The 26,169-nt window shown below is 56.8% G+C and carries 25 protein-coding genes and 1 riboswitch; of the genes, 12 read left to right on the top strand and 13 right to left on the bottom strand.

Annotated elements, in window-relative coordinates; genetic code table 11:
* Window positions 1-300: 300 nt before the first annotated feature.
* A complete protein-coding gene (locus AAAC48_RS04515) occupies window positions 301-585 on the bottom strand; it encodes a hypothetical protein (RefSeq protein ID WP_340653023.1) in 285 nt (94 codons plus the stop codon).
* Between the two features lie 84 nt (window positions 586-669).
* Window positions 670-1,314, bottom strand: a complete 645-nt coding sequence (locus tag AAAC48_RS04510) for a thiamine diphosphokinase (RefSeq protein WP_340653022.1) — start codon at window positions 1,312-1,314, stop codon at window positions 670-672.
* Window positions 1,315-2,075: 761 nt separating this feature from the next.
* A riboswitch (TPP riboswitch) is annotated at window positions 2,076-2,195 on the top strand.
* A gap of 46 nt (window positions 2,196-2,241) precedes the next feature.
* Between AAAC48_RS04510 and thiB the strand changes: the two genes are divergently transcribed.
* The 4 genes from thiB to AAAC48_RS04490 all read left to right on the top strand — a co-directional run bounded on the left by thiB (window position 2,242) and on the right by AAAC48_RS04490 (window position 7,272).
* Window positions 2,242-3,258, top strand: a complete 1,017-nt coding sequence (gene thiB, locus AAAC48_RS04505; RefSeq protein WP_340653021.1) for a thiamine ABC transporter substrate binding subunit — start codon at window positions 2,242-2,244, stop codon at window positions 3,256-3,258.
* 22 nt (window positions 3,259-3,280) lie between these two features.
* Complete coding sequence (gene thiP, locus AAAC48_RS04500; protein WP_340653020.1) at window positions 3,281-4,897, top strand: thiamine/thiamine pyrophosphate ABC transporter permease; 1,617 nt, start codon at window positions 3,281-3,283, stop codon at window positions 4,895-4,897.
* Complete coding sequence (gene thiQ / locus AAAC48_RS04495; RefSeq protein ID WP_340653019.1) at window positions 4,890-5,642, top strand: thiamine ABC transporter ATP-binding protein; 753 nt, start codon at window positions 4,890-4,892, stop codon at window positions 5,640-5,642. The genes thiP and thiQ overlap by 8 nt, the downstream gene beginning before the upstream one ends.
* A gap of 199 nt (window positions 5,643-5,841) precedes the next feature.
* Entirely contained in the window at window positions 5,842-7,272 is a 1,431-nt protein-coding gene (locus tag AAAC48_RS04490) for a M48 family metalloprotease (RefSeq protein ID WP_340653018.1), read from the top strand.
* Between the two features lie 54 nt (window positions 7,273-7,326).
* On the opposite strand, the gene AAAC48_RS04485 is transcribed toward AAAC48_RS04490, so the two are convergent.
* From AAAC48_RS04485 to AAAC48_RS04460, 6 genes are all read right to left on the bottom strand, one after another.
* Entirely contained in the window at window positions 7,327-7,929 is a 603-nt protein-coding gene (locus tag AAAC48_RS04485; protein WP_340653017.1) for a CarD family transcriptional regulator, read from the bottom strand.
* 356 nt (window positions 7,930-8,285) lie between these two features.
* A complete protein-coding gene (gene fdxA / locus AAAC48_RS04480; protein WP_340653016.1) occupies window positions 8,286-8,624 on the bottom strand; it encodes a ferredoxin FdxA in 339 nt (112 codons plus the stop codon).
* Window positions 8,625-8,942: 318 nt separating this feature from the next.
* Window positions 8,943-9,347, bottom strand: a complete 405-nt coding sequence (locus AAAC48_RS04475) for an RNA-binding S4 domain-containing protein (protein ID WP_340653015.1) — start codon at window positions 9,345-9,347, stop codon at window positions 8,943-8,945.
* Window positions 9,348-9,357: 10 nt separating this feature from the next.
* Window positions 9,358-12,396, bottom strand: a complete 3,039-nt coding sequence (locus AAAC48_RS04470) for a helicase-related protein (RefSeq protein WP_340653014.1) — start codon at window positions 12,394-12,396, stop codon at window positions 9,358-9,360.
* 672 nt (window positions 12,397-13,068) lie between these two features.
* Window positions 13,069-13,794: a beta-ketoacyl-ACP reductase gene (locus AAAC48_RS04465; protein WP_340653013.1), complete on the bottom strand. Its 726-nt coding sequence runs from the start codon at window positions 13,792-13,794 to the stop codon at window positions 13,069-13,071.
* Window positions 13,795-13,896: 102 nt separating this feature from the next.
* Window positions 13,897-15,081 carry an acetyl-CoA C-acetyltransferase gene (locus tag AAAC48_RS04460; RefSeq protein WP_340653012.1) on the bottom strand — a complete coding sequence of 395 codons (1,185 nt, stop codon included), beginning with the start codon at window positions 15,079-15,081 and terminating at the stop codon, window positions 13,897-13,899.
* Window positions 15,082-15,343: 262 nt separating this feature from the next.
* Between AAAC48_RS04460 and phaR the strand changes: the two genes are divergently transcribed.
* The 5 genes from phaR (at window position 15,344) to AAAC48_RS04435 (ending at window position 18,530) form a co-directional block, all read left to right on the top strand.
* Window positions 15,344-15,955 (top strand): polyhydroxyalkanoate synthesis repressor PhaR, encoded by a 612-nt coding sequence (phaR, locus tag AAAC48_RS04455; RefSeq protein ID WP_340653011.1) that lies wholly within the window; start codon window positions 15,344-15,346, stop codon window positions 15,953-15,955.
* A gap of 73 nt (window positions 15,956-16,028) precedes the next feature.
* Complete coding sequence (locus tag AAAC48_RS04450; protein ID WP_340653010.1) at window positions 16,029-16,460, top strand: heme-binding protein; 432 nt, start codon at window positions 16,029-16,031, stop codon at window positions 16,458-16,460.
* Between the two features lie 76 nt (window positions 16,461-16,536).
* A complete protein-coding gene (locus AAAC48_RS04445) occupies window positions 16,537-16,818 on the top strand; it encodes a cupin domain-containing protein (RefSeq protein ID WP_340653009.1) in 282 nt (93 codons plus the stop codon).
* A gap of 103 nt (window positions 16,819-16,921) precedes the next feature.
* Entirely contained in the window at window positions 16,922-17,281 is a 360-nt protein-coding gene (locus AAAC48_RS04440) for a YciI family protein (RefSeq protein ID WP_340653008.1), read from the top strand.
* Window position 17,282: 1 nt separating this feature from the next.
* A complete protein-coding gene (locus AAAC48_RS04435) occupies window positions 17,283-18,530 on the top strand; it encodes a DUF6596 domain-containing protein (protein ID WP_340653007.1) in 1,248 nt (415 codons plus the stop codon).
* A 54-nt stretch (window positions 18,531-18,584) separates the two neighbouring features.
* Here the strand turns inward: AAAC48_RS04435 and rpmF are convergent, their stop codons facing one another.
* The gene (gene rpmF / locus AAAC48_RS04430) at window positions 18,585-18,767 is read right to left on the bottom strand and encodes a 50S ribosomal protein L32 (RefSeq protein ID WP_008121851.1); all 183 of its coding nucleotides are present in this window, start codon (window positions 18,765-18,767) and stop codon (window positions 18,585-18,587) included.
* 178 nt (window positions 18,768-18,945) lie between these two features.
* Window positions 18,946-19,605, bottom strand: a complete 660-nt coding sequence (mtgA, locus tag AAAC48_RS04425) for a monofunctional biosynthetic peptidoglycan transglycosylase (RefSeq protein ID WP_340653027.1) — start codon at window positions 19,603-19,605, stop codon at window positions 18,946-18,948.
* Window positions 19,606-19,853: 248 nt separating this feature from the next.
* On the opposite strand from mtgA, the gene AAAC48_RS04420 reads away from it, so the two are divergent.
* Window positions 19,854-20,771 carry a polyprenyl synthetase family protein gene (locus tag AAAC48_RS04420; protein WP_340653026.1) on the top strand — a complete coding sequence of 306 codons (918 nt, stop codon included), beginning with the start codon at window positions 19,854-19,856 and terminating at the stop codon, window positions 20,769-20,771.
* A 20-nt stretch (window positions 20,772-20,791) separates the two neighbouring features.
* Here the strand turns inward: AAAC48_RS04420 and ispG are convergent, their stop codons facing one another.
* Complete coding sequence (gene ispG, locus AAAC48_RS04415; RefSeq protein WP_340653025.1) at window positions 20,792-22,063, bottom strand: flavodoxin-dependent (E)-4-hydroxy-3-methylbut-2-enyl-diphosphate synthase; 1,272 nt, start codon at window positions 22,061-22,063, stop codon at window positions 20,792-20,794.
* A 186-nt stretch (window positions 22,064-22,249) separates the two neighbouring features.
* Here ispG and AAAC48_RS04410 point away from each other — a divergent pair, with 186 nt between their 5' ends.
* Both AAAC48_RS04410 and AAAC48_RS04405 read left to right on the top strand, forming a co-directional pair.
* The gene (locus AAAC48_RS04410) at window positions 22,250-23,029 is read left to right on the top strand and encodes a 3-hydroxybutyrate dehydrogenase (protein WP_340653006.1); all 780 of its coding nucleotides are present in this window, start codon (window positions 22,250-22,252) and stop codon (window positions 23,027-23,029) included.
* Window positions 23,029-24,147, top strand: a complete 1,119-nt coding sequence (locus AAAC48_RS04405; RefSeq protein WP_340653005.1) for a patatin-like phospholipase family protein — start codon at window positions 23,029-23,031, stop codon at window positions 24,145-24,147. The genes AAAC48_RS04410 and AAAC48_RS04405 overlap by 1 nt, the downstream gene beginning before the upstream one ends.
* A gap of 2 nt (window positions 24,148-24,149) precedes the next feature.
* Here the strand turns inward: AAAC48_RS04405 and AAAC48_RS04400 are convergent, their stop codons facing one another.
* Window positions 24,150-25,310 (bottom strand): MFS transporter, encoded by a 1,161-nt coding sequence (locus AAAC48_RS04400; RefSeq protein WP_340653004.1) that lies wholly within the window; start codon window positions 25,308-25,310, stop codon window positions 24,150-24,152.
* 44 nt (window positions 25,311-25,354) lie between these two features.
* Window positions 25,355-26,101 carry a DeoR/GlpR family DNA-binding transcription regulator gene (locus AAAC48_RS04395; protein ID WP_340653003.1) on the bottom strand — a complete coding sequence of 249 codons (747 nt, stop codon included), beginning with the start codon at window positions 26,099-26,101 and terminating at the stop codon, window positions 25,355-25,357.
* Window positions 26,102-26,169: the final 68 nt, after the last annotated feature.

The raw sequence follows: 26,169 nt of genomic DNA, 5'->3' as shown, positions 1-26,169 counted from the left end.
GCAAGGGCACCAATGCCACCACCAATCAAGGCGCCCGTCCCAGCGCGTTGATTCTGTTCACTCGTTGCACAACCGGCAACAGAAACTGCCAGAAGCGCACATACCGCTACGGCGGTTAGACGAAATTTCATTACAAAATCCTCTCACTTAACAATATCAAGAACTCAATGCTGCTTTTGTAATGCGGCAGAAGAAAGATCGTTCCCGCTCGTTTTCACACGACTTTCCAACAGAACTGCGGCTCAAAAAGAAAACAGGCCGGAAGTTCCGGCCTGTTTGTCATACTCTTGATATTGAATGTTAATAACGGCAAGGAGCCCTGTAACGCTCGCCATAGCGATTTTGATAAGTGCAGTAGCCGCTGGGGCGCGGGTTGGTTGCGGCACCAACGAGGGCACCGGAGGCACCACCAATTGCCGCACCAGCAAGCGCGCCTTTGCCACCATTGATTGCACCACCAGCCAATGCACCCAATGCAGCACCGCCAACGCCATAACCGGCGACACGTTGATCACTGGTTGTACAACCTGCAACCGAAAGTGCCAAAAGTCCGGCAACTGCAATCGTAGACAAACTTTTCAACATGGAAGACCTCTCCCGTTCAAAAACCAAACTCACCAGCTTGCGTCCCCAATGCTGTGCCGCAACAATTACACTTTCCGCTTTGTTTTACAAGCGTTGAGCAGTTTGCGGCGCCGCAATCAGGATTGCTTTACCCGAATGGAGCGATACGTGGAGGGATCCACACACGGCATTCGATACTGTAAGCGATGAACCGAAGGAAAGTTCCATATTTTCTAGCGGCCAGCGCGCACCTTCGATAGAAAGTCCCTCCAATGGCGTAAATGCAACAATGCTGAACAGGGTTCCATCTGCAAAATCAAACTCGTAAGCGCCGGCAACCAGAGGATGTGCTTCCTCGGCGCCGCTGGACAGAATGAGTTTGCGTCCTTCGGCTGCCTGAGCGGTTGCCATCGTCAGGTGAAGCAGCGTGTGGTCGGTTCGCAAACCGCCAAAAGCTCCGCACAGAATGACCTCTGTCGCACCGAGCCGCCAGGCTTCGTTCAGCGCAAGCTCGCCATCAGTCATGTCTTTCGCCGCCGGAAAAACGACCCGCGGCACATCTGCATACTGCTCGTCAAGTTCAGGCGAGGTCGAATCGAAATCGCCAAGCCAGAGCTCCGGCACAAGGCCAAGTGATTCGGCATGGGCGATCCCGCCGTCAGCAGCAAGAACGCGAGCTCCCGCTACAAGTTGCCGGAGACGGTCAGTGACATGGACGGTTCCACCGAGAAGAATAACGAATTTGCTCATGAATCGCCCATAGCATGCGACGGGTCTTCCGCATAGCTTTGATGGGCATGGCAACTATCCGAGCAGGCCAATCGTCATGACAGCAATACCAGCAACGGTAGCGCCAATGACCAGAACGAGGCTTGGCGAGATCGCAGGAAACGCTTTCTGCTTTCTGCGACGCAACAGGATTGCATCCTTTGGCTTGCGTGAAGCGTCCGATTGAACTCTGACAGTTGAGTACTGAAATCCTTGACCACGAAACATGGCTGATCCTTTCACATGAAACCGATCCGTCATCGGGAGGTTTCGGGCGTGAAACTAGCGGTACCGAAATCAGCATTCGAGCTGGAAGAATGCACCAAGACATAAGGATATCATAAGCAATGCGCCGCTCTCATCTCCCCCTTGACTGGGAGAAAGGATTTTCTTGGGGTTAGCGCAGCTAAATCCCTAGAAAATCCAAGAGAGGGGTTTTGCCCCCGGGACGACCGGCGCGTGCTGGACGAGCACTTTAAGGGGCGAGTAGGTGACGCATGGAGTGCCGCAAATGGCACTCCTTGGGTAGCCGAGGCCTCCCAAGCGCAACAGACGGGATAAAGTCGCCGGACGGGCGGCCTTCGGATCGCATATTTCACTACAAAGACGCGCTTTGACGAGCGCCCGTCTTCCCGACCACTCAATGGCCAGACGCGAAAGCGGGCGTGGCAAGGGGGAAGTATTTCATTGAGCCGGCAACGTAACCCTGCTTGCGCGGCTGCCGCTTTATCTCTAATCTTTGCAGCGCTCTAACGGGGTGCCAGTCCTACACAGGAAAGGCTGAGAGGCTCTCGGAGAAATCCTGCCAACCCGCGGAACCTGATCCGGTTCGTACCGGCGGAGGGATTAGACGCGGCAGGAAAGCCGGCGCACCAATCCTTTTGAATTCGAAACCTACAGGAGGCGCCGATGCGACCACTCAACACACGCGTGATATCAGCAATTTTCGCCGGCGCTATGGCACTCGGCCTTGCAGCTCCGGCTAAAGCCGACGGCAAACTGACGGTATACACCTACGAGAGTTTCGCCGCGGAATGGGGTCCAGGTCCCAAGGTAAAGGACGCGTTCGAAAAGCAGTGCAGTTGCACAGTCGATTTCATTGCCGTGACCGACGGCGTTGCCCTGCTCAACCGGTTAAAGCTTGAAGGCGCGTCAACCAAGGCTGACGTCGTCCTCGGCCTCGACACGAACCTCACGTTTGAAGCCGCCGAAACCGGCCTCTTTGCGCCGCACGGCATCGATACCGGCGCGGTCAGCATTCCTGGCGGCTACAAGGACGATCTGTTCGTGCCTTATGATTATGGCTACTTCGCCGTGGTGTATGACACGGAAAAGCTGAAGAATCCGCCATCGAGCCTGAAGGACCTGATTGAAGGAGATCCAAAGCAAAAGATCGCCATCGAGGATCCGCGCACCTCGACGCCGGGGCTGGGTCTGCTGCTGTGGGTGAAATCGGTCTATGGCGACAAGGCCGGCGAGGCCTGGAGCAAGCTGAAGGATCGGGTGTTGACGGTAACCCCCGGCTGGTCTGAAGCCTATGGTCTGTTCACCAAGGGCGAAGCGCCCCTTGTCCTTTCGTACACAACCTCGCCCGCCTACCATCAGATCGCCGAAAAGACCGAGCGCTACAAGGCCGCTTCGTTTAAAGAAGGCCATTACCTGCAGATCGAAGTGGCCGGGCAAACCGTGAATGGGGCCAAGAATCCGCTATCGGCGCAATTCCTGACTTTCATGACCAGTCCGGCGTTCCAGGACACGATCCCGGAAAACAACTGGATGTTCCCTGCTGCCAAAACAGGTACGCCACTCAATCCAGCTTTCGAGACACTGGTGAAGCCGGCAAAGACTTTGATCTTTCCGTCTGAGGAAGTAGCGAAGAATCGGAAAGCCTGGATCGACGAATGGCTTGCGGCCATGAGTTTGTAAGGTCGTGGCAGCTGTCCGCTCAATGAAACCATTGGCGGGGGCGCTTGCCCTCGCCTTCTTGGTTGTGCTTGCGGGCGGCGCATTGCTCAGTCTTACGATCGAGGCATTGCGCGCCAGCGCGGAGGGTTTTGCCACCTTCGATAGCTACCTGTGGCGGATAGCGCGATTCACCCTCCTGCAGGCGCTCCTTTCCATGCTGCTTTCGGTAGCGTTTGCCATTCCGCTTGCTCGCGCTCTGCATGCGCATCCGGATTTTCCCGGTCGCGCCATGATCTTGCGGCTCTTTGCCCTGCCACTGGCCTTGCCCGCGCTTGTCGCTGTTCTCGGCGTTACCAGCATTTATGGGCGAAATGGGGGGGTAGCCGCCGTTTTCAGGGGCTTAGGCATTGATGTCGTTCCCAACATCTATGGTCTGACCGGCATTCTCATTGTCCACGTGTTTTTCAATCTGCCCCTGGCGACGCGGCTCATTCTTTCCGGTCTCGATTCCATCCCGGAAGACTACTGGAAACTGTCGTCACAATTGGGCATGAGCGGCTGGGCGCGTTTCCGACTCATCGAATGGCCGGTGATCCTGCGCAGTCTCTCCGGCATCGCTGGCCTAATCTTCATGCTTTGCATTACGTCCTTCACCATTGTCTTGACGCTCGGCGGCGGGCCGCGAGCCACGACCCTGGAAGTTGCGATTTACCAGTCTTTGCATTTCGACTTCGACGTTGCGCGCGCCGTATCCCTGACGCTGGTGCAGCTATGCCTGACGGTCGCCGTTCTGCTCGTATTGAATCTGACCGGAAGGCCCGCGGCGGAAGGGTTCAGCCTGCGGACGACCACGCGCCGTTTTGACCGGCCATCCCTGAGAACGAAGCTCTCGAACGGCACGATCATCCTTCTTGGCCTACTGTTCGTCGGATTGCCCATGGCCGGAACGGTGGTTTCGGGCCTTGCCGCTGATCTTCCGCGACTTTTCATCGAACGCACGGTCTGGCAGGCAATTTCAACCAGCCTGATCCTTGGCGCCGCTGCCGCCACACTTTCGCTGGTTATTTCGCTGGCGCTGGTGATGGCCCGGGAATGTCTGGCCAGTGAGCGCCGCTACGAATCGCCCAAAATGTTCGAGCGCTCGCTGGACCTCGGCGCGAGCCTGATCATCGTTGTTCCGCCCATCGTCATCGGCGCGGGCTGGTTCATCCTCTCCCATCATTTTGTGGACCCGTTCAGCCTGGCACCCATCATGGTCGTGAGTGTCAACGCAGCGATGGCGATACCCTTCGCCTTTCGCATTCTTCGTCCATCATGGGATACCGCAGCAAGCCGGCAGAACCGGCTCTGCGCGCAGCTTGGCATTGCCGGCTGGAACCGGCTCCGGCTTATTGATTGGCCTTTCCTCAAGCGACCCTTAGGCGTTGCCTTTGCGTTTGCAATGGCGCTGTCGCTGGGCGACCTTGGCACCATCGCCCTTTTCGGCAACAATTCGGTCCAGACCCTGCCATTTCTACTGTTGCAACGTATGGGGAGCTATCGCACGGAAGACGCGGCCGGCCTCGCACTCATCCTCGGTACTCTGTGTCTGCTTCTGATGATAGTAGCCGACAGGGGCGCTAACAGCCTGGCGAGGAAAGAGGTTGGAAACAATGGTTAGACCTTCCAGATCGCCAGCGAACGGGGGCGCCTCTATCCGCCTTGCTGCGGTCGATTTCGACTTTGGCGACATGGCGATGCGTTTCGATCTCGCCATTGAACGGTCGACTATAGCTGCCATCATCGGACCGAGCGGATCCGGAAAGTCGACGCTGCTCAATCTCATTGCCGGGTTCGAAACGGCCAAGGCTGGCACGATATTGATCGACGGCATAGACGTGACCCACGTCGCGCCTTCCATGCGCCCGATCTCCATGGTTTTTCAGGACAACAATCTCTTTGCGCATCTCGATGTCGCCGAAAATGTCGGACTTGGCAGCAGGCCGGATCTCAAGTTGAGCCGCGCTCAATGGGTACAAATCCACGAGGCGATCCAGAAAGTCGGTCTTGGCGGCAAGGAAAAACGAAAGCCCGAGGCGCTATCCGGCGGCGAGCGCCAGCGCGTGGCGATCGCCAGGGCTCTTGTGCGCAATCGCCCGGTACTTCTGCTCGATGAGGCCTTCGCTTCACTCGGACCGGCGCTGCGGCAGGAAATGCTTGACCTCGTCGGCAATCTGCAAGAGGAAACCGGCATGACGGTGGTGATGGTTACACATCATCCGGAAGATGCATTGCGTTTGCCCTCGACGCTGTTCTTTCTCGAAAACGGCAAAATTGTCGCTTCAGGACCTGCGAAAGAATTGCTGTCGCAAAAGGGACCTTCGCTGTTGCGAAAATACCTCGGCGCAGAAGACTCTGCGCTATGACATATTTTCGACGCCTTGCCACATTCAAGAAAGCAATGAATTTCTTGCTCAAGGCTGCTTGTCGGGCTAGCAAGAACAGGCACATACGAGTCTGCTGGCGCGCGACGACAACGAGGACATGATTCTGGCTACGCACAATTCCCCCACAAGCAACGGATGGTTTCATCCAGCCGCTCGCGTCAGGAATCTTGCGTCGGGGATGCTTGTGCTTGCCTTCTTGTCAGGTTGCCAGATGCTCAACGTCTCCAAGGAAGATGCGCTCGGCCCCTCGTCGAATCCGGTTACGGTCGACAATGTCAGCAAGAACGACCAATTGGCTAAACTTAGCGCCGAGCAGCATCCGCGCATTCTCGCGACCTACGGCGGCGAATATAAGGACGCCAAGCTTGAACGCATGGTGGCCAAGGTTGTCGGCAATTTGACCACGGTCTCGGATAACCCGACGCATACCTATCGCATCACGATCTTGAACTCCCCCAATATCAATGCGTTCGCGCTACCTGGCGGCTACCTTTACGTGACCCGCGGTCTGCTCGCCCTTGCCAATGACAGTGCCGAGCTTGCCGCCGTCATCGCCCACGAAATGGGCCACGTGATCGCCAACCACGGCATCGAACGCCAGCAGCGCGAGCAGGAAGCGCAGATTGCCGGCCGCGTGGTCTCGGAAGTTCTGCAGGACGACAGCGCCGGTCGCGAGGCCTTGATCCGCGGCAAGCTGCGCATGGCACAGTTCTCGCGCAATCAGGAACTGCAGGCCGATGCGATCGGCATCAAGATGATTGGCGAGGCTGGTTATGACCCGTTCGCTGCTGCGCGCTTTCTGCAATCCATGGCGTCCTATGCGGATTTCCGCAACGTCTCCGGTGCGACCGATGCAAGCCTCGACTTTCTTGCAAGCCATCCTTCCGCGCCGCAGCGCATCGAACTTGCGCGCGGCCACGCCCGCCGTATCGGGGCACCGGGTGTGGGGACGACTGACCGCGATTCGTTCCTGCAGGGCATTGATGGCCTTCTCTATGGCGACACGCCAGAGGAGGGTTATGTCCGTGGGCGGAGCTTTGTTCACCCGTTGCTCGGCGTGAGCTTCACCGTTCCCGACGGGTTCGTTATCGATAACAGCGTGGATGCCGTCATGGCGACTGGGCCGGGCGAAGTGGCGATCCGCTTTGACGGTACGCAGGTCTCAGGCAATCCATCCATGACCGATTACATGCGCAGCGGCTGGGTCACAGGTCTTGATGACGCCAGCGTCATAGCAACAACCTTCAACGGCATGCCGGCAGCAAGCGCAAAGGCGCGGGCCGACCGCTGGGAGTTCGACATATTCGTCGTCAACGCCGGCAATCGAATCTACCGGTTCCTGACGGCGGCTCCGACAGGCAGCACTGCGCTGACGCCCGCCTCGCAGACGGTGATCCAGAGTTTTCATTTGCTGACGCCGCAGGAGAAGGCGAATATCAAGCCCCTCCGCATCCGCGTCGTCACGGTGAAATCCGGCGATACATTGACCAGCCTGTCCAATCAGATCATGGGGACCGATCGCAAGCTCGATCTCTTCCGCCTGATCAATGCATTGCCGCCCGGCGGGACTGTGTCCGTTGGCGACAAGGTCAAGGTCATCAGCGAGTAAGCAACAAAAAAGCCCGGCAATGCCGGGCTTTTTAAAAGGTAGGATAGACCGGTCTTACGCGGCTTCTTCCTGCTCGTCTTCAATGACGGCGTCTGCTTCAACTTCGGCGTCAGCCTCAGCCTTGGCGCCACGCTTCGGTCCCTTTGCAAGATTGACTTCGATCAGACGGACAGCTTCCGTTTCCGACATCTTGTTAACGGCGGAAATTTCGCGGGCCATCCGATCGAGCGCGGCTTCATAAAGCTGGCGTTCTGAATAGGACTGCTCCGGCTGATTGTCAGCACGGAACAGGTCACGGACGACTTCCGAAATCGAGATCAAGTCGCCTGAATTGATCTTCGCATCATATTCCTGCGCGCGGCGGGACCACATGGTGCGCTTGATACGGGCGCGGCCCTGTACAACCTTCAAAGCGCGATCGACATAATCAGTCTCGGAGAGCTTGCGCATACCAATGGCGGTTGCCTTGGCAACCGGTACTTTCAAGCGCATTTTGTCTTTCTGAAAGTCAATAACAAATAGTTCAAGCTTGTGACCTGCAACTTCCTGTTCTTCGATGTTGACGATTTGACCTACGCCATGGGCCGGATATACAATAAATTCGCCCGTCTTGAATCCAATACGCTGGGCGGCTTTTTTCTGCGGAACTGCTGTCATGCGCTTAATAACTCCTTGCTGCGCCCGGCAAAACGCACCGGCTAAACCAATCACTGGACACCGGAACCCGGTTTGTCGGCCGCCAATATTTTCGCGCAAAAGCAATCCGGACGAAGCAGTGGGTTGGACGTACACACAACCATACCCTGAACTGTAGGTCCGAAATAAATCTAGCCGATTGGTGATTTATGCTTTAGCGCCACGAAATTGACGTCCAATGATCAACATATCCCGTATCCATATCACGAAAAGTGATTAGAATCAACTTTTTGCTGCACTTGCTCAAAATAGTGTTTTTGCAAGACTTGCAGATTGCGGCAAATCAAGCTTGGTCAAACATCAATTCCTGAAATATTTCAGTCGCCCTCGCCAGGCTCCGGTGAAAAGAACTTTTCGAACTTGCCTTCAACGCCGTCCATTTCTTTAGCATCCGCAGGCGCGTCGCGCTTCTGTGAGATGTTTGGCCATTTTTCGGCATATTCGGCATTGATCTGCAGCCAGTTGTCCAGACCTGGCTCTGTGTCGGGTTTGATCGCTTCAGCCGGGCATTCAGGCTCACAAACACCGCAGTCGATACACTCGTCCGGATGGATGACGAGCATGTTATCACCCTCGTAAAAACAATCGACGGGACAGACCTCAACGCAATCCATATATTTGCAGCGGATGCAATTGTCGGTCACAACATAAGTCATTTGCTGGCTCCTGAAGACACCACGATCAGCGTGTCAGCGGTTGAGGTAACGATTTGACGCCGGGCTGACAAGGGGGGAAAATAAACTGCGGCACCAGAACGCGGCCCGCATCATGTTCAAACGCCGAAGTTTGTCTTCGCCACTCCCGAACATGGGCCATTACCCAAATACGCACGGCGCCATTCATCGCATTGCGGTGCCTGCGCGACAAGCAATCATCATCCCTTACTAACGCATTTCGTAAAATATTATTTTAGATGGTTGGTCAATATTAGAGATTATTTCGACGCAATTGACGATTTCCGCAATCGCACTTGCTTAGTTCTCTGAAGGATCGTCATCCCCCTGCATAAGCCGGTCGACCTGCCGCCGTTCGCGTTTTGTCGGACGACCGGAACCAGTAACGCGCACGGGCAATCCATTGAGGCGGCTAGCAGGATCTCTTGGTGGGAGCGGCGGTGACATGTCTTCGTACAATGTTCGCGCCTCCTCAGCGGGGCCACGTCGCGTCCCGCGGGAGATAACTTTGTAGACCAGGATGCGTCTATCAAGGGTGACTGTCAGTACATCGCCGGGTTTCACAGCCTGTGACGGCTGATCAACCTTGTCTTTATTGATACGGACACCACCCCCCGTTACAAGCTTTGCCGCCAGGGAGCGGGATTTGACCACCCGCGCGAAAAACAGCCATTTGTCGACGCGCTGTTTATCTTCCCCTGGCATTCATGCCATCCTATTTCTTCATCTGTTCCTTCAGAGCCAGCAATTTGGCGAAGGGCGAGTCCATGTCGATCTTGACCGGACGCTCCTCCCGTTCCGGACGCTTTGCATGGGTCTGCGGCTTGCCTGCGGGCTTCCCGCCATCCTGCTTGAACCGGTCACCTCCACCAGGCTTGCCTTTGCCACGGAAACGTTCCTTGCGGTCACCCTGTTCATTCTGCTGGTTCGAATTCCGCTCTGGACGGCCAGCACGTTGCTCCCCCTGGCCATTGCGGACCTGGCCTCCGTGGGGCTGATTGCGCCGTTCCTGATTGCCTCGGTTGTTACGACCTTCGAAACGGGCCTGACGCCAGAGAAATACAGGCTTTGGTGCCTCTTCTGGCGCAGCCGACTCAATATCAGCGCGCTCGCTGGTTTGGGTAACTGGCTCGGTAGCTTGTATTTCGACGGGAGCATTGGCCGCATCGACGGTATCCGGTGCGGAAGCAGCAACTGGCTCAACGAGGGTTGCTTCTGGTGCCTCGCTGCTTTCCCGAGGCGCTGCAGGCACCGACGTTGCATCGAGTTCAGAGAGCTTCGCAGCGACGATCGCGGCTTCAATTGCTTCCTGACGATAGCCGAGGCTTTTCAGGATCTCTTCCATATCGTCAGCGGTCGCGCCGAGAATTGACATCATAGCCGGGGTGACAACGAAACGCGTGCCATCATAGGCGCCGTCCGGCCGGGTGCCCGTACCGGGCTTCCACGCAAGTGCCGGGCGGATGAGGTCTGCCAAGCGCTCAAGAATATCAATGCGGACGGCGCGCCGTCCCAGAATCCGGTACCCCGCCAATCGATAAAAGGCCGGATCGAAGCTTGGATCCGTTACGACGGATGTGCGCCCGGCAGATAGGACCTGCACGACATCACCATATCCAGGGCGATCTTTCGCATCTTCCTTGAGCGCCCACAGAAGCGTCAGCAATCCCGCTGGAGCAGGTTTAAGCAGCGCCGGCAAGAACACATGGTACGCACCGAAGCGGACGCCGAGCCGGCGGAGAGCGGCGCGCGAATCCTGATCAAGGCCGCGAACGTCTTCGGCGACGTCACGGCGCTGCAAGACGCCGAAATTCTCGACAAGCTGGAAAGCCAGACCTTTGGTGATGCCGACAAGCGCATCGGCGTTGGCGAGATCAACAAGCGGCTTCAGCACAGTTTCGATGTGGTGTGCAAGGAACCGATCGACCCGCGCCGCCACCTTGTCGCGCGCTGGACCTGTCAATTGTTCATCGGCCAGAAGCACCGCACGCGGCTTCAGCGGCTGTTCGCCGGAAACGACCGAAGCGACAGGAGCGCCGATCCAACGCAACGTGCCGTCGGAGCCCAGCGCAAAGTCGCCATTGGCCGAAGCGTCAAAGCGCGTCGCGCGACTTTCGAACTCCGTCGCCAAGGCTTTTTGTGCAGCGGCCTTGATGGCTTTCGCATCTGTTCCATCGACTTGGGCATCCGTAGTGAAACGGAACCCATCCAAACGACCAACATGGTGCCCTTCGACAACGACGTCCCCGGCAGGGCTAATTTCGGCTTCTAACATTGTATTCTCTCTCAGGCGCCTCATAAGCACGCTTGTCCTGCGGTCTACGAAGCGTTTCGTCAACCGTTCATGCAGTGCATCTGATAATCTGTCCTCAATTTCACGCGTCTTTTCTTGCCAATGTGCCTGATCTGCCAGCCATCCGGGCCTGTGAGACACAAATGTCCAGGTTCTGATCTGGGCGATGCGCCGCGACAGCGCATCGATATCGCCGTCGGTGGAATCGGCTCGGCGCACTTCTTCGGCCATGTAATTTTCATTGACGTGTCCCGATTCAGCAAGATCCGTATAGATCGACGCGATAATATCTGCGTGCTGCGCCGGCGCGATCTTGCGATAGTCGGGCAGTGCGCACGTATCCCACAACAGGGCAACACGCTCCGGTGTCGTGGCAAGCGGCGCCACAACGGGATCGCGTGACAGAAACTCCAGGGCCTGCTGGTCGACTGCAGGTAGCGCTCGTGTCAATCCTTCAACGGGTGCAGGCGTATCGATGGATCGCTTCAACGCGTCGAGGCTGGAATAATCGAAACGGGCCGTGCGCCACTGAAGGATTCTGACGGAATCAAACGCGTGCGTTTCCACACGCTGCACCAGTTCGTCGGAGAAACCCGACACCTGGCCGGTAACGCCAAACGTTCCGTCACGCAAGTGCCGGCCAGCGCGTCCGGCAATCTGGCCGATTTCTGCCGGGGAAAGATCCCGAAATTGGTAACCATCAAACTTTCGGTCCTGGGCAAACGCCACATGGTCGACATCAAGATTGAGACCCATACCGATAGCATCGGTCGCAACAAGATAGTCGACATCGCCCGATTGGTAGAGATCGACCTGCGCATTGCGGGTGCGTGGGCTCAGTGCGCCCATGACAACCGCTGCGCCGCCGTTCTGTCGCCGGATAAGTTCGGCGATCGCATAAACTTCTTCGGCAGCGAAGGCGACAACAGCAGTGCGTGGTGGCAGCCGTGTAATCTTCTTCGATCCTGCGTAGGCCAAATTCGACAATCTGGGCCTTGTGACCACTGAAATTCCGCGAAGCAACTTTTCTAGAATTCCACGCATCGTCGCCGCGCCCAGCAACAAGGTCTCCTGGCGGCCGCGAAGGTGCAGAATCCGGTCAGTGAAGATATGGCCGCGCTCAAGATCGTTGGCGAGCTGCACTTCATCAATGGCGACAAAATCCATGTCAGTCTGGCGCGGCATGGCTTCAACTGTGCATACCGCATAGCGGGCACCCGGCGGATTGATCTTTTCCTCGCCGGTAATCAGCGCAACGTTTGCCAGTCCGACCCGCTCGCCAACACGGCTATAGACCTCGCGTGCCAAAAGCCGCAGTGGCAAGCCGATCGTCCCGGTATGATGCGCCAGCATCCGTTCGATGGCGAGGTGCGTCTTTCCCGTATTGGTCGGCCCCAGAACGGCAGTAACATCACGGCCCGTCAGGACGAGGGGAAGTTCAGGAGTGGGCATAAGGTTCATCAACTACATTCCAATACCGGCACAACGGCGCGAGCAAACGAGCAGGGCGAGCCGGGCATGCATTCCGCTAGCATTTTCAGCGTCGCACAGAAAGTATGCGGGGCGCGTCAGATAAACAATCACGAACTGATTCACGGAGTGTACCATTAGGAAATGGAACGCGAGCAGAACGAATCAGCTACGAATCAGCGCTAGGACAAGATTCCTGATTTGTTCACGGCCATATATAGATTTTCGCAGTGCGCGTTGCACTAAATGCTGAATCAGAATTCGGCGCATGGCCAGATTCCTTTGTGCCGCATTAACCTTTAGGAATTTGACCGCCGCACATTAACCGACCTCAGCCCAATATTAAGAAAAAAGTAATAATTACTTATAGTTAGTTAAAGTGAAAACCAAAACCGTGATCGTCGTCGCCTTCATTTCGATCAAAGCCGGAACGAATCGACGACGAATCAGCACTCAACGGACTTTCCTGTTTTGTTCACCAAGCGCTGTGTCTACCCTCGGGAAAAGACCCAATGCAATCAAATGCCCGAACGTAGGACAAGATTCATTTCGCCTGGCGCGCTGCTCCTCTTGAAATACGAGATCATCATCAACAAGACGTAAAGACGCCGCGCATTTTCCCTGCACGGCGTCTTTCAGATCCGCTTCAGATTTCGTGTTCGATCAGCTCGAATATTGCCCGCCATTGGCTGAAAGCGTCGAACCGGTGATGAAGCCTGCATCATCGGAAGCAAGGAATACAACACAGCGCGCCACTTCCTCAGGTTCACCGAGGCGCCCGACCGGGATCTGCGGGATGATGCGCTCGTTGAGCACTTTCTCGTCGATCGCACGCACCATCTCAGTCCCGATATAGCCAGGACAGATCGCGTTGACGGTAATTCCGGCGCGCGCACCTTCCTGCGCCAAGGCCTTGGTAAAGCCGATATCGCCAGCCTTCGATGCCGAGTAGTTGACCTGCCCTGCCTGTCCCTTCTGCCCGTTGATGGAGGAAATATTGATCACCCGCCCGAATTTGCGATCGCGCATGCCGCTCCATACCGGATGGGTCATGTTGAACAGACCATTCAGATTGGTGTTGACCACTTCGTTCCACTGACCGGGCGTCATCTTGTGGAACATCGCATCCCGGGTAATGCCGGCATTGTTAACCAGAACGCCAACAGGACCAAGATCGGCTTCGATCCTGGCGATGCCGGCAGCGCATTCCTCGTAATTCGACACATCCCACTTGTAGGTCGGTATTCCGGTTTCCTTGCTGAATTTCTTCGCCGCATCATCATTGCCGGCGTAATTTGCTGCGACCTTGTAACCAGCCGCTTTGAGTGCCACGCATATGGCAGCGCCAATACCGCGTGTGCCACCTGTCACGATTGCCGTTTTTGTCATTGTGCCCTCCCTGAACAGATTTCTCTCAAACGAAGTGTGATCCTAAAAAACAATAGAACCGGAGCGCCGGCTCAAATGGTGTTGAGCCGGCCGAAATGACGATCAATCCTTGGTACGCTCAACGCAAAGAGCCACGCCCATACCACCACCGATGCAAAGCGTTGCGAGGCCTTTGGTGCCGTTGCGGCGCTTCAACTCGAACAGCAGGGTGTTGAGAACGCGGGCACCAGACGCGCCGATGGGATGACCAATAGCGATGGCACCGCCATTGACATTGACAATGTCCGGATTGAAGCCCAGATCCTTGTTGACCGCACAGGCTTGGGCAGCGAAGGCTTCATTCGCCTCGACAAGGTCAAGATCCTCGGCCTTCCAGCCGGCCTTTTCCAATGCCTTCCGCGATGCCGGGATAGGTCCAGTTCCCATGATCGACGGGTCGACGCCGGCCGTGGCCCAGGACGCAATCCGCGCCAGAGGCTTGATCCCGCGACGCTTGGCTTCATCCTCGCTCATCAAGACCACCGCGGCAGCACCGTCATTGAGTCCGGACGCGTTGCCGGCGGTGACTGTGCCGTCCTTGTCGAAGGCGGGCCTGAGTTTGGCCAATGCATCCATCGTTGCGCCGTGACGGATATACTCGTCGTCTGAAACCACGACGTCGCCCTTGCGGGTCTTGATCGTGAACGGAACAATCTCGTCCTTGAATTTGCCGGCCTTCTGCGCCGCCTCGGCCTTGTTCTGGGAGCGCAGTGCAAACTCATCCTGCTCCTCGCGGGTGAGCTGCCATTTGCGGGCGATGTTTTCAGCGGTGATTCCCATGTGATAGCCGTGGAATGCGTCGGTCAGACCGTCCTTGATCATCGTGTCGATCAGCTTGAAATCGCCCATTTTCACGCCGCCACGAAGATGCGCGCAGTGCGGTGCCAAAGACATGGACTCCTGGCCGCCGGCAACGATGATATTTGCGTCTCCGGTCACAATCTGCTGCATGCCAAGCGCAACCGCGCGCAGGCCTGAGCCACAAACCTGATTGAGGCCCCACGCTGTCGCTTCCTGTGGTATGCCTGCTGCGATAGCGGCCTGACGCGCCGGGTTCTGGCCCTCTCCCGCGCCCAAGACCTGGCCGAGGATCACTTCATCGACGTCTGCGGCGTCAACGCCCGCACGGCTAAGTACTTCCTTGATGACGGCAGCGCCCAACTCGTGTGCCGGAACATTGGCGAATGCGCCGTTGAACGATCCGACGGGAGTGCGGGCCGCACTGGCAATGACGATCGATTGGGTCATGGACGTCTCCTCAAATTATGTCATGCTGAATTCACCCAGCACACTCCCAAATAGAATTCCCTCCCCGCAATCATTTGACAAGGGGCATTTAGGTCTAAGGCGTAATTATCCGTTTTTGCACTGCAGCATTGATCTTGGCGCATCGCGTTGGATGCGCTGCACAATTCACTTTGAATTGCAGCACTTTGCCCCTATCCTCCAAGGGCTATCCGTAAGCCGGCACGCAAATTCGGCAAAGGACACGAGGTTGGGGAGTTGAGCAATGGCAGGAAAAACTGGCGACGTCGTCATAAAGAAATATGCCAACCGGCGTCTCTACAATACCGGCACGAGCACTTATGTCACGCTCGAAGATCTGGCAGAGATGGTAAAGCGGAATGAAGATTTTACCGTACAGGATGCAAAGAGCGGCGAGGACATTACCCACTCAGTCCTGACCCAGATCATCTTTGAACTGGAGAATAAGGATGGGCAGAACATGCTGCCAATCCCGTTCCTGCGGCAGTTGATCGCCTATTACGGCGACCAGATGCAGGTCGTACTCCCGACTTTCCTCGAGCAATCCATGTTGGCCTTTGCAAAAGAACAGGAGCGCATGCGTGAGCAGCTGACTGCGGCCTTTGGGAAGACGCCGATGGACATGATGAATGTCAGCGCGCCGATCAAGCTGGTCGAGGAGCAGGTTCGACGCAATACCGAAATGCTGCAGCAGGCGATGCGCATGTTCACACCCTTCCCGCTGGGCAAGACAGCCGGCACTACCGAACCCGAAGAAGTTCCCGCAACCGAGAAGCCCGCGAAGGACACCGGGCTGGACGAGCTCAAAGAGCAAATTGCCGCCATGCAGCGTAAGCTCGACTCTCTCGACAAATAGTCAAAGCTTCAACTGAACCGCTGCCGGCTCCCAAGATGGGAGCCGTTGCTATGAAAAGATACGAGAGAACATTATGGCCCAAATTACCCTCTCCAAAGCCAACACCATCATCAAGGCCGCCCTTGCAAAGGGTGTCGGCATGCGTCCCCTATCGGTCGCGGTGCTTGATGCCGGCGGCCACCTCAAGGCGTTCCAAAAGCAGGATGGCGCCTCCATGTTGCGGTTTGAAATTGCCTTTGGCAAAGCCTTCGGTGCGCTGACGATCGGCGCCGGCTCGCGCACCGTTGAAAAGTTCGCGAAGGACCGCCCGCATTTCGTCGAGGGTCTGGTGGCTGCCTCTGGGGGACACGTCATTCCGGTTGCCGGCGGCGTTCTCGTCAAGAACGGCAAAGGTGAAATATTAGGTGCCGTCGGTATCACAGGAGATACGTCGGACAATGATGAAATCGCGGCTATTGCAGGCATTGAAGCCGCAGGTTTCGTAGCGGACGGCGGCCAGGGGTAAGCATGGCATAGCGCGATTCCCCAAGACTATCGGGGATCGCAAAAGGTCTTGATGCACCCAGAACGAGGGATCGGAAATGACGGGTTCGGCCAAAGCGACAGTCTTCATCGACAATGACCGGGTCATCGTCACTGAATATCGTTTCGCCGTCGGCGACAACACCGGCTGGCACCGTCACGCGCACGACTACGTTGTAGTCCCGCTGATGGACGGCCGGGTCAAGCTCTTGACGAAAGATGGCGAATCCTTTGCCGATATGAAGAAGGGCGTACCGTATTTTCGCTCCGAAGGCGTCGAACATGACGTCATCAACGCCAATGACGGCGAATATGCTTTCATCGAAATAGAACTGAAGTAGCCTCCTGAAAACAATTTCTGCAATTCATGTCAAAATGCGATCTGATGAGCCGTCATTGCATCGAGCGCATGTCTTTCGCGCTTTAAACCCGAAAGGAACTGCCATGAATTATACGATTTTGGCCTATGAAACAGCAGATGCATACGCAGCACGCACTGACCCCAGCAAGCAGGAAAATTATCGCGCCGGGTGGATGGCCTACAGCCAGGTTCTGAGAGAAGCTGGCATAATGGTCACCGGCGCCGGGCTCCAGGCACCCGATACCTCGACGACTGTAAAGCTGCAGAACGGAGAGCGGCTCGTTCAAGACGGACCCTATGCCGACACCAAGGAGCAATTGGGCGGCTTTTATATCATTAACGTGCCGGATCTTGATACCGCGCTCGGCTGGGCGGCTCGCTGTCCGGCCGCCATAGCAGGCGGCGTAGTTGAGGTGAGGCCCAATATTCAGATGCCAGGTTGAGATGGAACGATTAGACGCACGCCGTGCTGTCGAGGCCGCGGCGCGCGACTCCTACGGCCGGCTGATTGCTTTTCTCGCGGCGCGCTCACGCGACGTCTGCGCAGCAGAAGATGCCTTGGCCGATGCATTCGCCTCGGCTTTGGAAACCTGGCCGCGCAATGGCGTACCGGACAAGCCCGAAGCATGGCTGTTGACAGCCGCCCGCCATCGGATGACCGATGCCAGACGCCACGCCCGTGTGCGGTCGCAAGCGGTTCCTGCCCTGCTCATGATCGCCGACGAAGCATCCACGATGACGGACAGCGATGTGTCATTCCCGGACGAACGACTGAAACTACTCTTTGTCTGCGCCCATCCGGCCATCGAGGCCACAGCCCAGACACCTCTCATGCTCCAGACCCTGCTCGGCCTGGACGCTGCGCGCATAGGGTCCGCCCTTCTTGTTCAGCCCGCGGCCATGGGTCAGCGTCTTGCACGGGCAAAGCGGAAAATCCGTGATGCCGGCATCGCTTTCGAGATTCCGACGGCCAGGGAACTGCCGGTTCGGCTTGAAGCCGTACTTGAGGCGATTTACGCCGCATACGGCAGCGGCTGGGATGATGTGGCAGGCGCCGACCCACGTCGCAAAGGGCTCGCAGTAGAAGCAATTGATCTTGGTCGGCTTCTCATGCGCCTTATGCCGGAACAGCCCGAAGTAAAGGGCCTCCTGGCACTCATGCTCTATTGTGAATCGCGACACGAAGCGCGGCGCGATGCTGCTGGCGCTTACGTCCCTCTTTCAGAGCAGGATACAGCATATTGGTCAAGGCCAATGATCGATGAAGCTGAGCTGCTTCTGAAGGCAGCCGCGAGCAAGGGCCGTATCGGCCGCTTTCAGCTTGAGGCGGCGATTCAGTCGGTACACGCGCAGCGCATCGAGACGGGCTTTACGGACTGGGGAGAGATCGCATTGCTTTATGAGGGTCTGGTTGTCCATGCACCAACGATCGGTGCACTGGTTGGCCGGGCAGCTGCAGTTGCCGAGGCACGAGGTCCGGCCGTTGGCTGGACGCTACTTGAGGCTATTTGCGCCGAAACAGCGAACAGTTATCAGTCCTATTGGGCATTGGCGGCACATTTGCTTTCGCACCTGCAACGCAATGACGAGGCCAGCACGGCGTACGGTCGAGCTATTGGCCTATGCGAAGACCCGGCAATGCGCGAGTTCCTCACAAGGAAATTGGACGCCTTGCCAGAGCAGTCCAAATAAAAAGGCCGGCACAAGGCCGGTCTTTTTAATCGCTAGTTCGAAGAAAGGGATCGATCAGCCTTCTTTCGGTGTCAGAACCTGACGGCCACGATACATGCCGGTCTTCAGATCGACGTGGTGCGGGCGGCGCAATTCGCCAGAATTCTTGTCTTCGACATATGTCGGTGCCTTCAGCGCGTCGGCGGAACGGCGCATGCCGCGCTTCGACGGGGAAGTTTTTCGTTTAGGTACAGCCATTGTTCCAGCTCCAGTAATCAGTCAAAATCCGGCACTGGCCCGATTGAGCCTGTCACAATGGACAAAATTCCGGAAAGTTCGGCTGGGGCTATACACGGCTTGAGAGCTTTTGACCAGCAGGAGTCGCATATTTTTTGTCACAAAAGCTTTGACCTGCCGAATCTCAACCTCTTCGATACTAGTTTACGCATCCAACGTACGCCCCGGCTCCACGCGCGCGGCGTTCATTGAGCCTCGCGAGAGTTTGCATCCCCCGTCCCGGCCTTGCGGGATTGCGCACGATAGGATTGGGAAGCGTAACAGCAAGGTAGGCGGCCTGGCGGGGCGAAAGTCTGGCAGCGCTGACCTTGAAATGATGCTGGGCGGCCGCTTCGATGCCGTAGATTCCGGGGCCCCATTCGGCGATGTTTAAATAGATTTCCATAAGCCGCCGCTTGGGCAGGATGAGGTCGGTTATGACCGCCAGCGGTACTTCAAGGCCTTTGCGGATAAAGGAGCGGCTGGTCCAGAGAAACAGGTTTTTGGCCGTTTGCATCGTAATTGTTGATGCGCCGCGCGTTTGTTCGCCATCAATTGCGTCGGAAACGACGGAGTTCAACGCATCCCAGTCAACACCCGAGTGAAAGCAGAACCTTGCGTCTTCGGACATCATCACGGAATTGATAAGCGTTGGCGATATCTGCTCGATTGGTACCCAACGACGATCATAACCAGAAAGCGTGGCAAGATCTTTCACCATCAATGTAGAAACCGGGTGAATAAACGGCATCCGGTAAAGGCTAAGCAGGATAATGGGCAACATAATCAGGATGATGCCGGCCAGAACAACGTAGCGCATGATCCGGCTGACAGGTGAACTGCCCGGATCAACCAGATAACCTCGTCCCCGCTTTTTTCTGACCAAGACCCTCGTCACACATCCCGTCCGCGCTATAACTCCCCGTTGCACATAGAGCAAAGCGCCGCAGAAGGGAATTCATTCTGCGATTTTCCATGTTCTACGCACAGGCTCGGCCATCAATCGACCATCACCGCCCAGTAGGGCCATTGACCCGAGGACAATTTTCCGCTCATTGCCTGATCATGATGACAGATCAAGGCTTCTCATTGTTCCAGATCACCTTGCAGCAACGCGCGAGTGCGGTGGAAACACTGCTGTCCGAATTGCTGTCTGACCGGACGCAGAGCGGCGAGATCAGTCGCCCGCCACGCCTGATGGCAGCCATGCGCCACGGCGTTTTGAACGGCGGCAAACGCCTGCGTCCTTTTCTGGTGATGGAAAGCGCTGCCCTGTTCGGCGCAGATAATCTGGCCGCCCTGCGCGTTGCCGCGGCGCTCGAATGCATTCACAGCTATTCGCTTGTCCACGACGATCTGCCCGCCATGGATGATGATGATCTGCGGCGGGGCCAGCCAACAGTGCATCGCAAATTCGATGAGGCGGCAGCCATTCTCGCTGGCGACAGTCTGCTGACCTATGCGTTCGAGCTGATTGCGAGCGACGAGACCGAACTTGATGCACAAGCCCGAGTGGCGCTGATTGCAACGCTTGCCCGTGCCTCGGGTGTTGGCGGTATGACTGGCGGTCAGGCACTTGACCTTGAAGCGGAGAAAGTCAAACCGGACGAGGAGGGTATTATCCGCCTTCAGGCGATGAAGACCGGAGCCCTGATCCGCTTTGCCTGTGAGGCAGGCGCTATCATCGGTCATGCCGACACCAAGGATCGCGACCGTTTGGCGGAATATGGCTCGGCGATTGGCCTTGCCTTCCAGCTCGCCGATGACCTTCTCGACGTGACTGCCGAAGCAGGCCATGTGGGGAAAGCAACGGGCAAGGACGCCGCTGCTGGCAAAGCCACACTCGTCTCCCTGCATGGTATCGAATGGACCAAACGCCAGTTGGCGGGCCTCGTTGCGCAGGCTGAGGAACTTCTGGCACCGTTCGGCGAAAAGGCCGCGCTCTTAAAGGATGCTGCGCGCTTTATCGCCGACAGACAGAGCTAGCCTTAGCCTAAGACTAGCCGCTATTCCGCCGCGTGCGAGTCTGCTCCCCGGCCAAAACGGTTCTCGATATAATCGGCTACCATCTTCTGGAATTCCTGGGCGATGCCAGCACCACGCAGCGTCGCGACCTTTCTGCCGTCGACAAAGACTGGCGCTGAAGGAGTTTCACCGGTTCCCGGCAGCGAAATACCGATATCGGCCATCTTGGATTCGCCGGGTCCGTTGACGATGCAGCCCATGACCGCAACGTTGAGTGCCTCGACGCCTGGATATTTTTCGCGCCAGATCGGCATATTGATGCGGATATCACTCTGGATCGACTGCGCCAATTCCTGAAACACCGTTGATGTCGTGCGTCCGCACCCTGGGCATGCGGCGACAATCGGTATGAATTGACGGAAACCCATGGTCTGCAGCAATTCCTGCGCCACCTGCACCTCGCGCGTACGATCCCCGCCCGGCTCGGGGGTCAGCGAAATTCGGATCGTATCGCCGATGCCCTGCTGCAACAGGATGCCCATCGCAGCCGACGAAGCCACGATACCCTTGGTTCCCATGCCCGCCTCGGTCAAACCCAGATGCAGTGCATGGTCGCAGCGCCGTGCAAGCTCGGCATAAACGGCGATCAGGTCCTGAACCTGGCTGACCTTTGCAGACAGAATAATCTTCGAACGCGGCAGGCCAATTTCTTCAGCAAGCTGCGCCGAAATCAGCGCCGATTGGACAATCGCTTCACGCGTCACCTGCTCTGCCGTCAGCGGAGCACCTGCCGCATGGTTCTGGTCCATCAGCGCCGTCAGCAATTCCTGATCGAGCGAGCCCCAGTTGACGCCGATGCGCACCGGCTTGTTGTAGCGGATCGCCATTTCGATGATAGCACCGAATTGCGCATCCTTCTTATCCTTGAAACCGACATTGCCCGGGTTGATACGATACTTCGCCAATGCTTCCGCACAGGCCGGATGATCGGCGAGAAGTTTGTGGCCGATATAATGAAAATCGCCGACGAGAGGGACCGAAAGGCCAAGACGGTCGAGACGCTCGCGAATTTTCGGTACTGCCGCCGCGGATTCGTCCCGGTCTACCGTAATGCGAACGATCTGCGAGCCCGCATGCGAGAGCGCTGCCACCTGAGCCACCGTACCATCCACATCGGCAGTATCGGTATTGGTCATCGACTGAACGACAACCGGCGCCCCTCCGCCAACCATGATTCCGCCCACGTCGACACCAACCGAGGGCCGCCGGGCAAAAGGTTGCGAATAATAGTCAGACATCGTCAAACTCCAGATACGCTGTTCACGTGGCGCAGCTCTCGCCGTTTGTCAACACCATGCGACCTCGCTGTATGCTACTCTCCTGGCGCAAACCTTGCATGACAAAGTGTTCATGCTCCAAGCCTAGCATTTTTGCTGCAATGCAATATATTCCGGTCACTTTCAGGATGTAGAATTGATTAGACCAAAGGAAACTTTGTCATGGCCAAGAAAACCGCAGTCGTCACAGGTTCCAATTCCGGCATCGGCCTAGGCTCCGCCCATGCGCTCGCGGCCGCAGGCTACAATGTCGTGATCAATTCGTTCACCGACCGGCCGGAAGACCATGCGCTCGCCCAGGAAATTGCCGACAAGCACGGCGTCAGTGTCGCCTATATCAAGGCAGACATGTCAAACGGCGCCGATTGCCGGGCCTTGATTGCCAAGGCCGCCGAAACGTTTGGCGGCGCCGACATATTGGTCAACAATGCCGGCATCCAATTTGTTGCGCCTGTGGACGAGTTCCCGGTTGAAAAGTGGGACGCGATCATTGCGATCAATCTGACTTCGGCATTTCATACGACGGCGGCCGCCCTCCCCTACATGAAAAAAGCCGGCTGGGGACGCATCATAAACATTGCTTCTGCGCATGGCTTGAGAGCCTCGCCATTCAAATCCGCTTACGTCGCAGCCAAGCACGGCGTTCTCGGTTTCACCAAGACTGTAGCGCTGGAAGTTGCGGAAAAGCACATAACCAGCAATGCCATCTGCCCAGGCTACGTGCTGACACCGCTCGTCGAAGCACAGATCCCGGACCAGATGAAGGCGCATAACATGGACCGTGAGACCGTCATCCGCGAAGTCATGCTCGACAAGCAGGCGACAAAGGAATTCGCGACGGTCGATCAGATTGGCGCGACGGTGGTGTTTCTCGCCAGTGAGGCTGCTGCCCAGATCACCGGAACGTCCATATCCGTCGACGGCGGTTGGACGGCCGCATAATGAGTACCAAACCCAAGGCGATCAACATCGCCCTTCAGGGCGGCGGATCGCACGGCGCCTTCACCTGGGGCGTTCTTGATCGCATCCTTGAAGATGGTCGATTAACGATCGACGGCATATCCGGCACCAGCGCAGGCGCGATGAATGCTGTGGCGCTAGCCGATGGCTGGTCGCACAATGGCGCAGAGGGTGCGCGGGCAAAACTGCATGAGTTCTGGCGTGCAGTGGGGCGTACCGGCCAATTCAGCCCAGTCCAGCGTACACCATGGGACAGGTTCTTTGGCAATTGGTCCGTCGAGAACGGCCTTGGATTCAACATGTTCGAGCAATTTTCCCGCGTATTTTCTCCCTATGAGTTCAATCCTTTCAATCTCAATCCGCTGCGGGATGTCGTTGAGAAGGAAATCGATTTCGAGCGGGTACGATCCTGTTCGAAACTCAAACTCTTCATTTCGGCGACGAATGTCGAAACCGGGCGGCTTCGGGTTTTCTCGCAATCGGAACTCAATGCTGACGTTATAATGGCTTCTGCCTGCCTTCCCTATATTTTTCAGGCCGTGGAGATCGATGGCGAGCCCTATTGGGACGGCGGCTATGGCGGCAACCCCGCGCTATATCCGTTCTTCTATTCGAGCGAGAGCGAGGATGTCCTGCTCATACAGATCAACCCGATCGAACGGCGGGGTACACCCAAGACAGCGCGCGAAATTAGCGATCGCATTGACGAAATCACGTTCAACGCTGCTCTGTTGCGCGAGTTGCGTTCCATTGCGTTCGTGAACTCGCTGATCGATGCTGGACGGCTTCAGCATGGCGAGTATCGCCATATTCGCATGCACCGTATTGATGCCGATGAGGCGCTTGCGGGCCTCTCGGCTTCATCCAAGATCAATGCTGAATGGGCATTCCTCGAATATCTTCGCGATCTGGGACGCGCCGCCGCGGAGGATTGGCTGGAAGAGCATTTCGACGCCGTCGGCCAACAGGCCACGCTCGACCTTTCTGGCGAATTGGCGCCGGAAATGAATGTCGGCCTGAAATCTCACAAGCCCGGCAGAAGGGTTACCGACTTCCTCTTGCAGCGTAAGAAGCCTGCTGTCGCAACGCGGCGGGCTTGAGATCACTTTCTGTCGGCACTGGCCGCCAGATTGGCCATCAGGAAGACTATGACCAGTAGCGCTGCAAGCACCATGTAGACCGGTCCGAACCCGGTCTTGCCACCAACGAAACCGATGGCCGAAGGTGCAACAAGTATGCCCGAATACCCCATCAAAGTGACCATGCTGAGCGCAACGCCTGAGGAGGTACCCTCTTGATTGCCTGCGGCCGAAAAGGCGATGGGAACCATATTGGCAATGCCGAGGCCTGAAAATGCAAACGCGAGGATCGCAACCCACGAAGTCGGTGCGAGACTGGCAATCAACATGCCGGAAGCACCGATTAGTGCAGAATATCGCAGCGTGTTCACCGCACCGAAATGATTGCGCACACCGTCGCCAAGAAACCGCATGATGGACATGGTGCCGGAGAATGCGGCAAAGGCGAACCCGGCTGTCGCGATATCCGCGCCACGTTCCTGCTGGAGATAGAGCGCGGCCCAATCCAGAACAGAACCCTCGGGAACCATGGAAAACAGCGCCATCAGACCGATGAGATAGATCAACGGATTGGTCGGGAAGATCAGCTTGTGCTTTTCGGGCACGACCGGCGTTTCTTCGGTGATCATGTAGCGGAAAGCCGCAAGTCCGATCACACTGGCTATGATGGTAACAACGACGGCATGAACGAGGTAACCATGCGCCTCGATCAACAGGCCGCCAAGGCCGCCGCCGGCAAAACCGCCAAGACTCCAGAATCCATGCGATGACGACATGACCGCGCGCGCGAGTTTCTTCTCCACCTCGACCGCATTGGCATTCATCGCCACATCCATGCCACCGATTACTGCACCGAAGAGAAACAGCGCCGGCGCCGCCGTAATTTCATTGGGCGCAAGGGCAACGAGCAACAGAGAGAAGGAGCAGAACACTGCAAAGCCTTTGATGACAGCGCGCGATCCAAACCGGCCGATGAGATAGCCGCACCAGGGCATTGAGGCCAATGCACCCACGCCGAAGACCAGGATGAGAAGTCCAAGCGTAAATTCGCTGATCCCGAGACGCGTCATGAATACAGGTATTTGCGGCGCCCAGCTGCCGACGAGAAAGCCGTTGAAGAAGAACGCGCAGGCGACGGCCCATCGGCCATAAACAGCTTTCCTGAGGTAGACAGAGGCATCCATTGATTCATCACCGGTTGTGTATTGATACTGCGAAGACATTCAGGTCACGCAAGCTGATCGTCGGCGACGATCACTTCGACCCCCGCCCCGCTTATCCGCTCCAATATCGACCGATCTGCCGTCCGGTCGGTTACAAGGGTGGATACGAGCGATATCGGGCCAATGGCAAAGGGAGCTTGCTTAACAAGCTTTTCGCTTGTTGTCAGGAGCATGATCTCATTGCATGCCTGACCAAGAGCGAGTTTCATGCGTGCATCATCATAGTTCTCGGCACGCAGCATCAGTTCTTCATCGATGGCGCATGCGCCGAGAACACAATAGTCAACACGCATCGACTGGACTTCAGCCAGCGTGGACTGCCCGATGGCACTGCGTGTCAGCCGGTTCAGGCTTCCTCCCAGAAGGATGACCTCGCAGCAGGGATGGTCGAGAGCCGCCGAGGCGATATCGGGAGAACCTGTGATGATACATGTCTGAAGGTCTGCAGGAAGTGCACGAACGAATTCCAGCACTGTCGTGCTGGCGTCGAGAAGCATCGTTGTATTCGCCGGGATGCGAGCCGCGGCGGCGGCGGCAATTGCCTTTTTGCCGGCGGTCTCATCGCGAGCACGCTGCTGAAAACTTCGGGGACCTGATCTGCTTCTCGCAGCGCCTCCATGGAACCGCTGAACAAGGCCCTGTTCGGCAAGTTCCCGCAGATCCCGGCGTATAGAGTCTTCTGAAACGCCAAATTCCGATGCAACCGCATTTGCCAGCACGCGGCCGGACTCATTGATCCTCTGGAGGATCATGCTTTTTCTTTCGTCCGGCGATAAATCTTTCAACATTGAAACAGCCCTGCGCATGCTTCCACCATAAC

It is taken from the genome of Phyllobacterium sp., assembly GCF_037994405.1.
Lineage (GTDB): Bacteria > Pseudomonadota > Alphaproteobacteria > Rhizobiales > Rhizobiaceae > Phyllobacterium.
The sequence above is the reverse complement of the archived record's forward strand: the minus strand, read 5'-3'. Positions and strand labels throughout refer to the sequence as shown.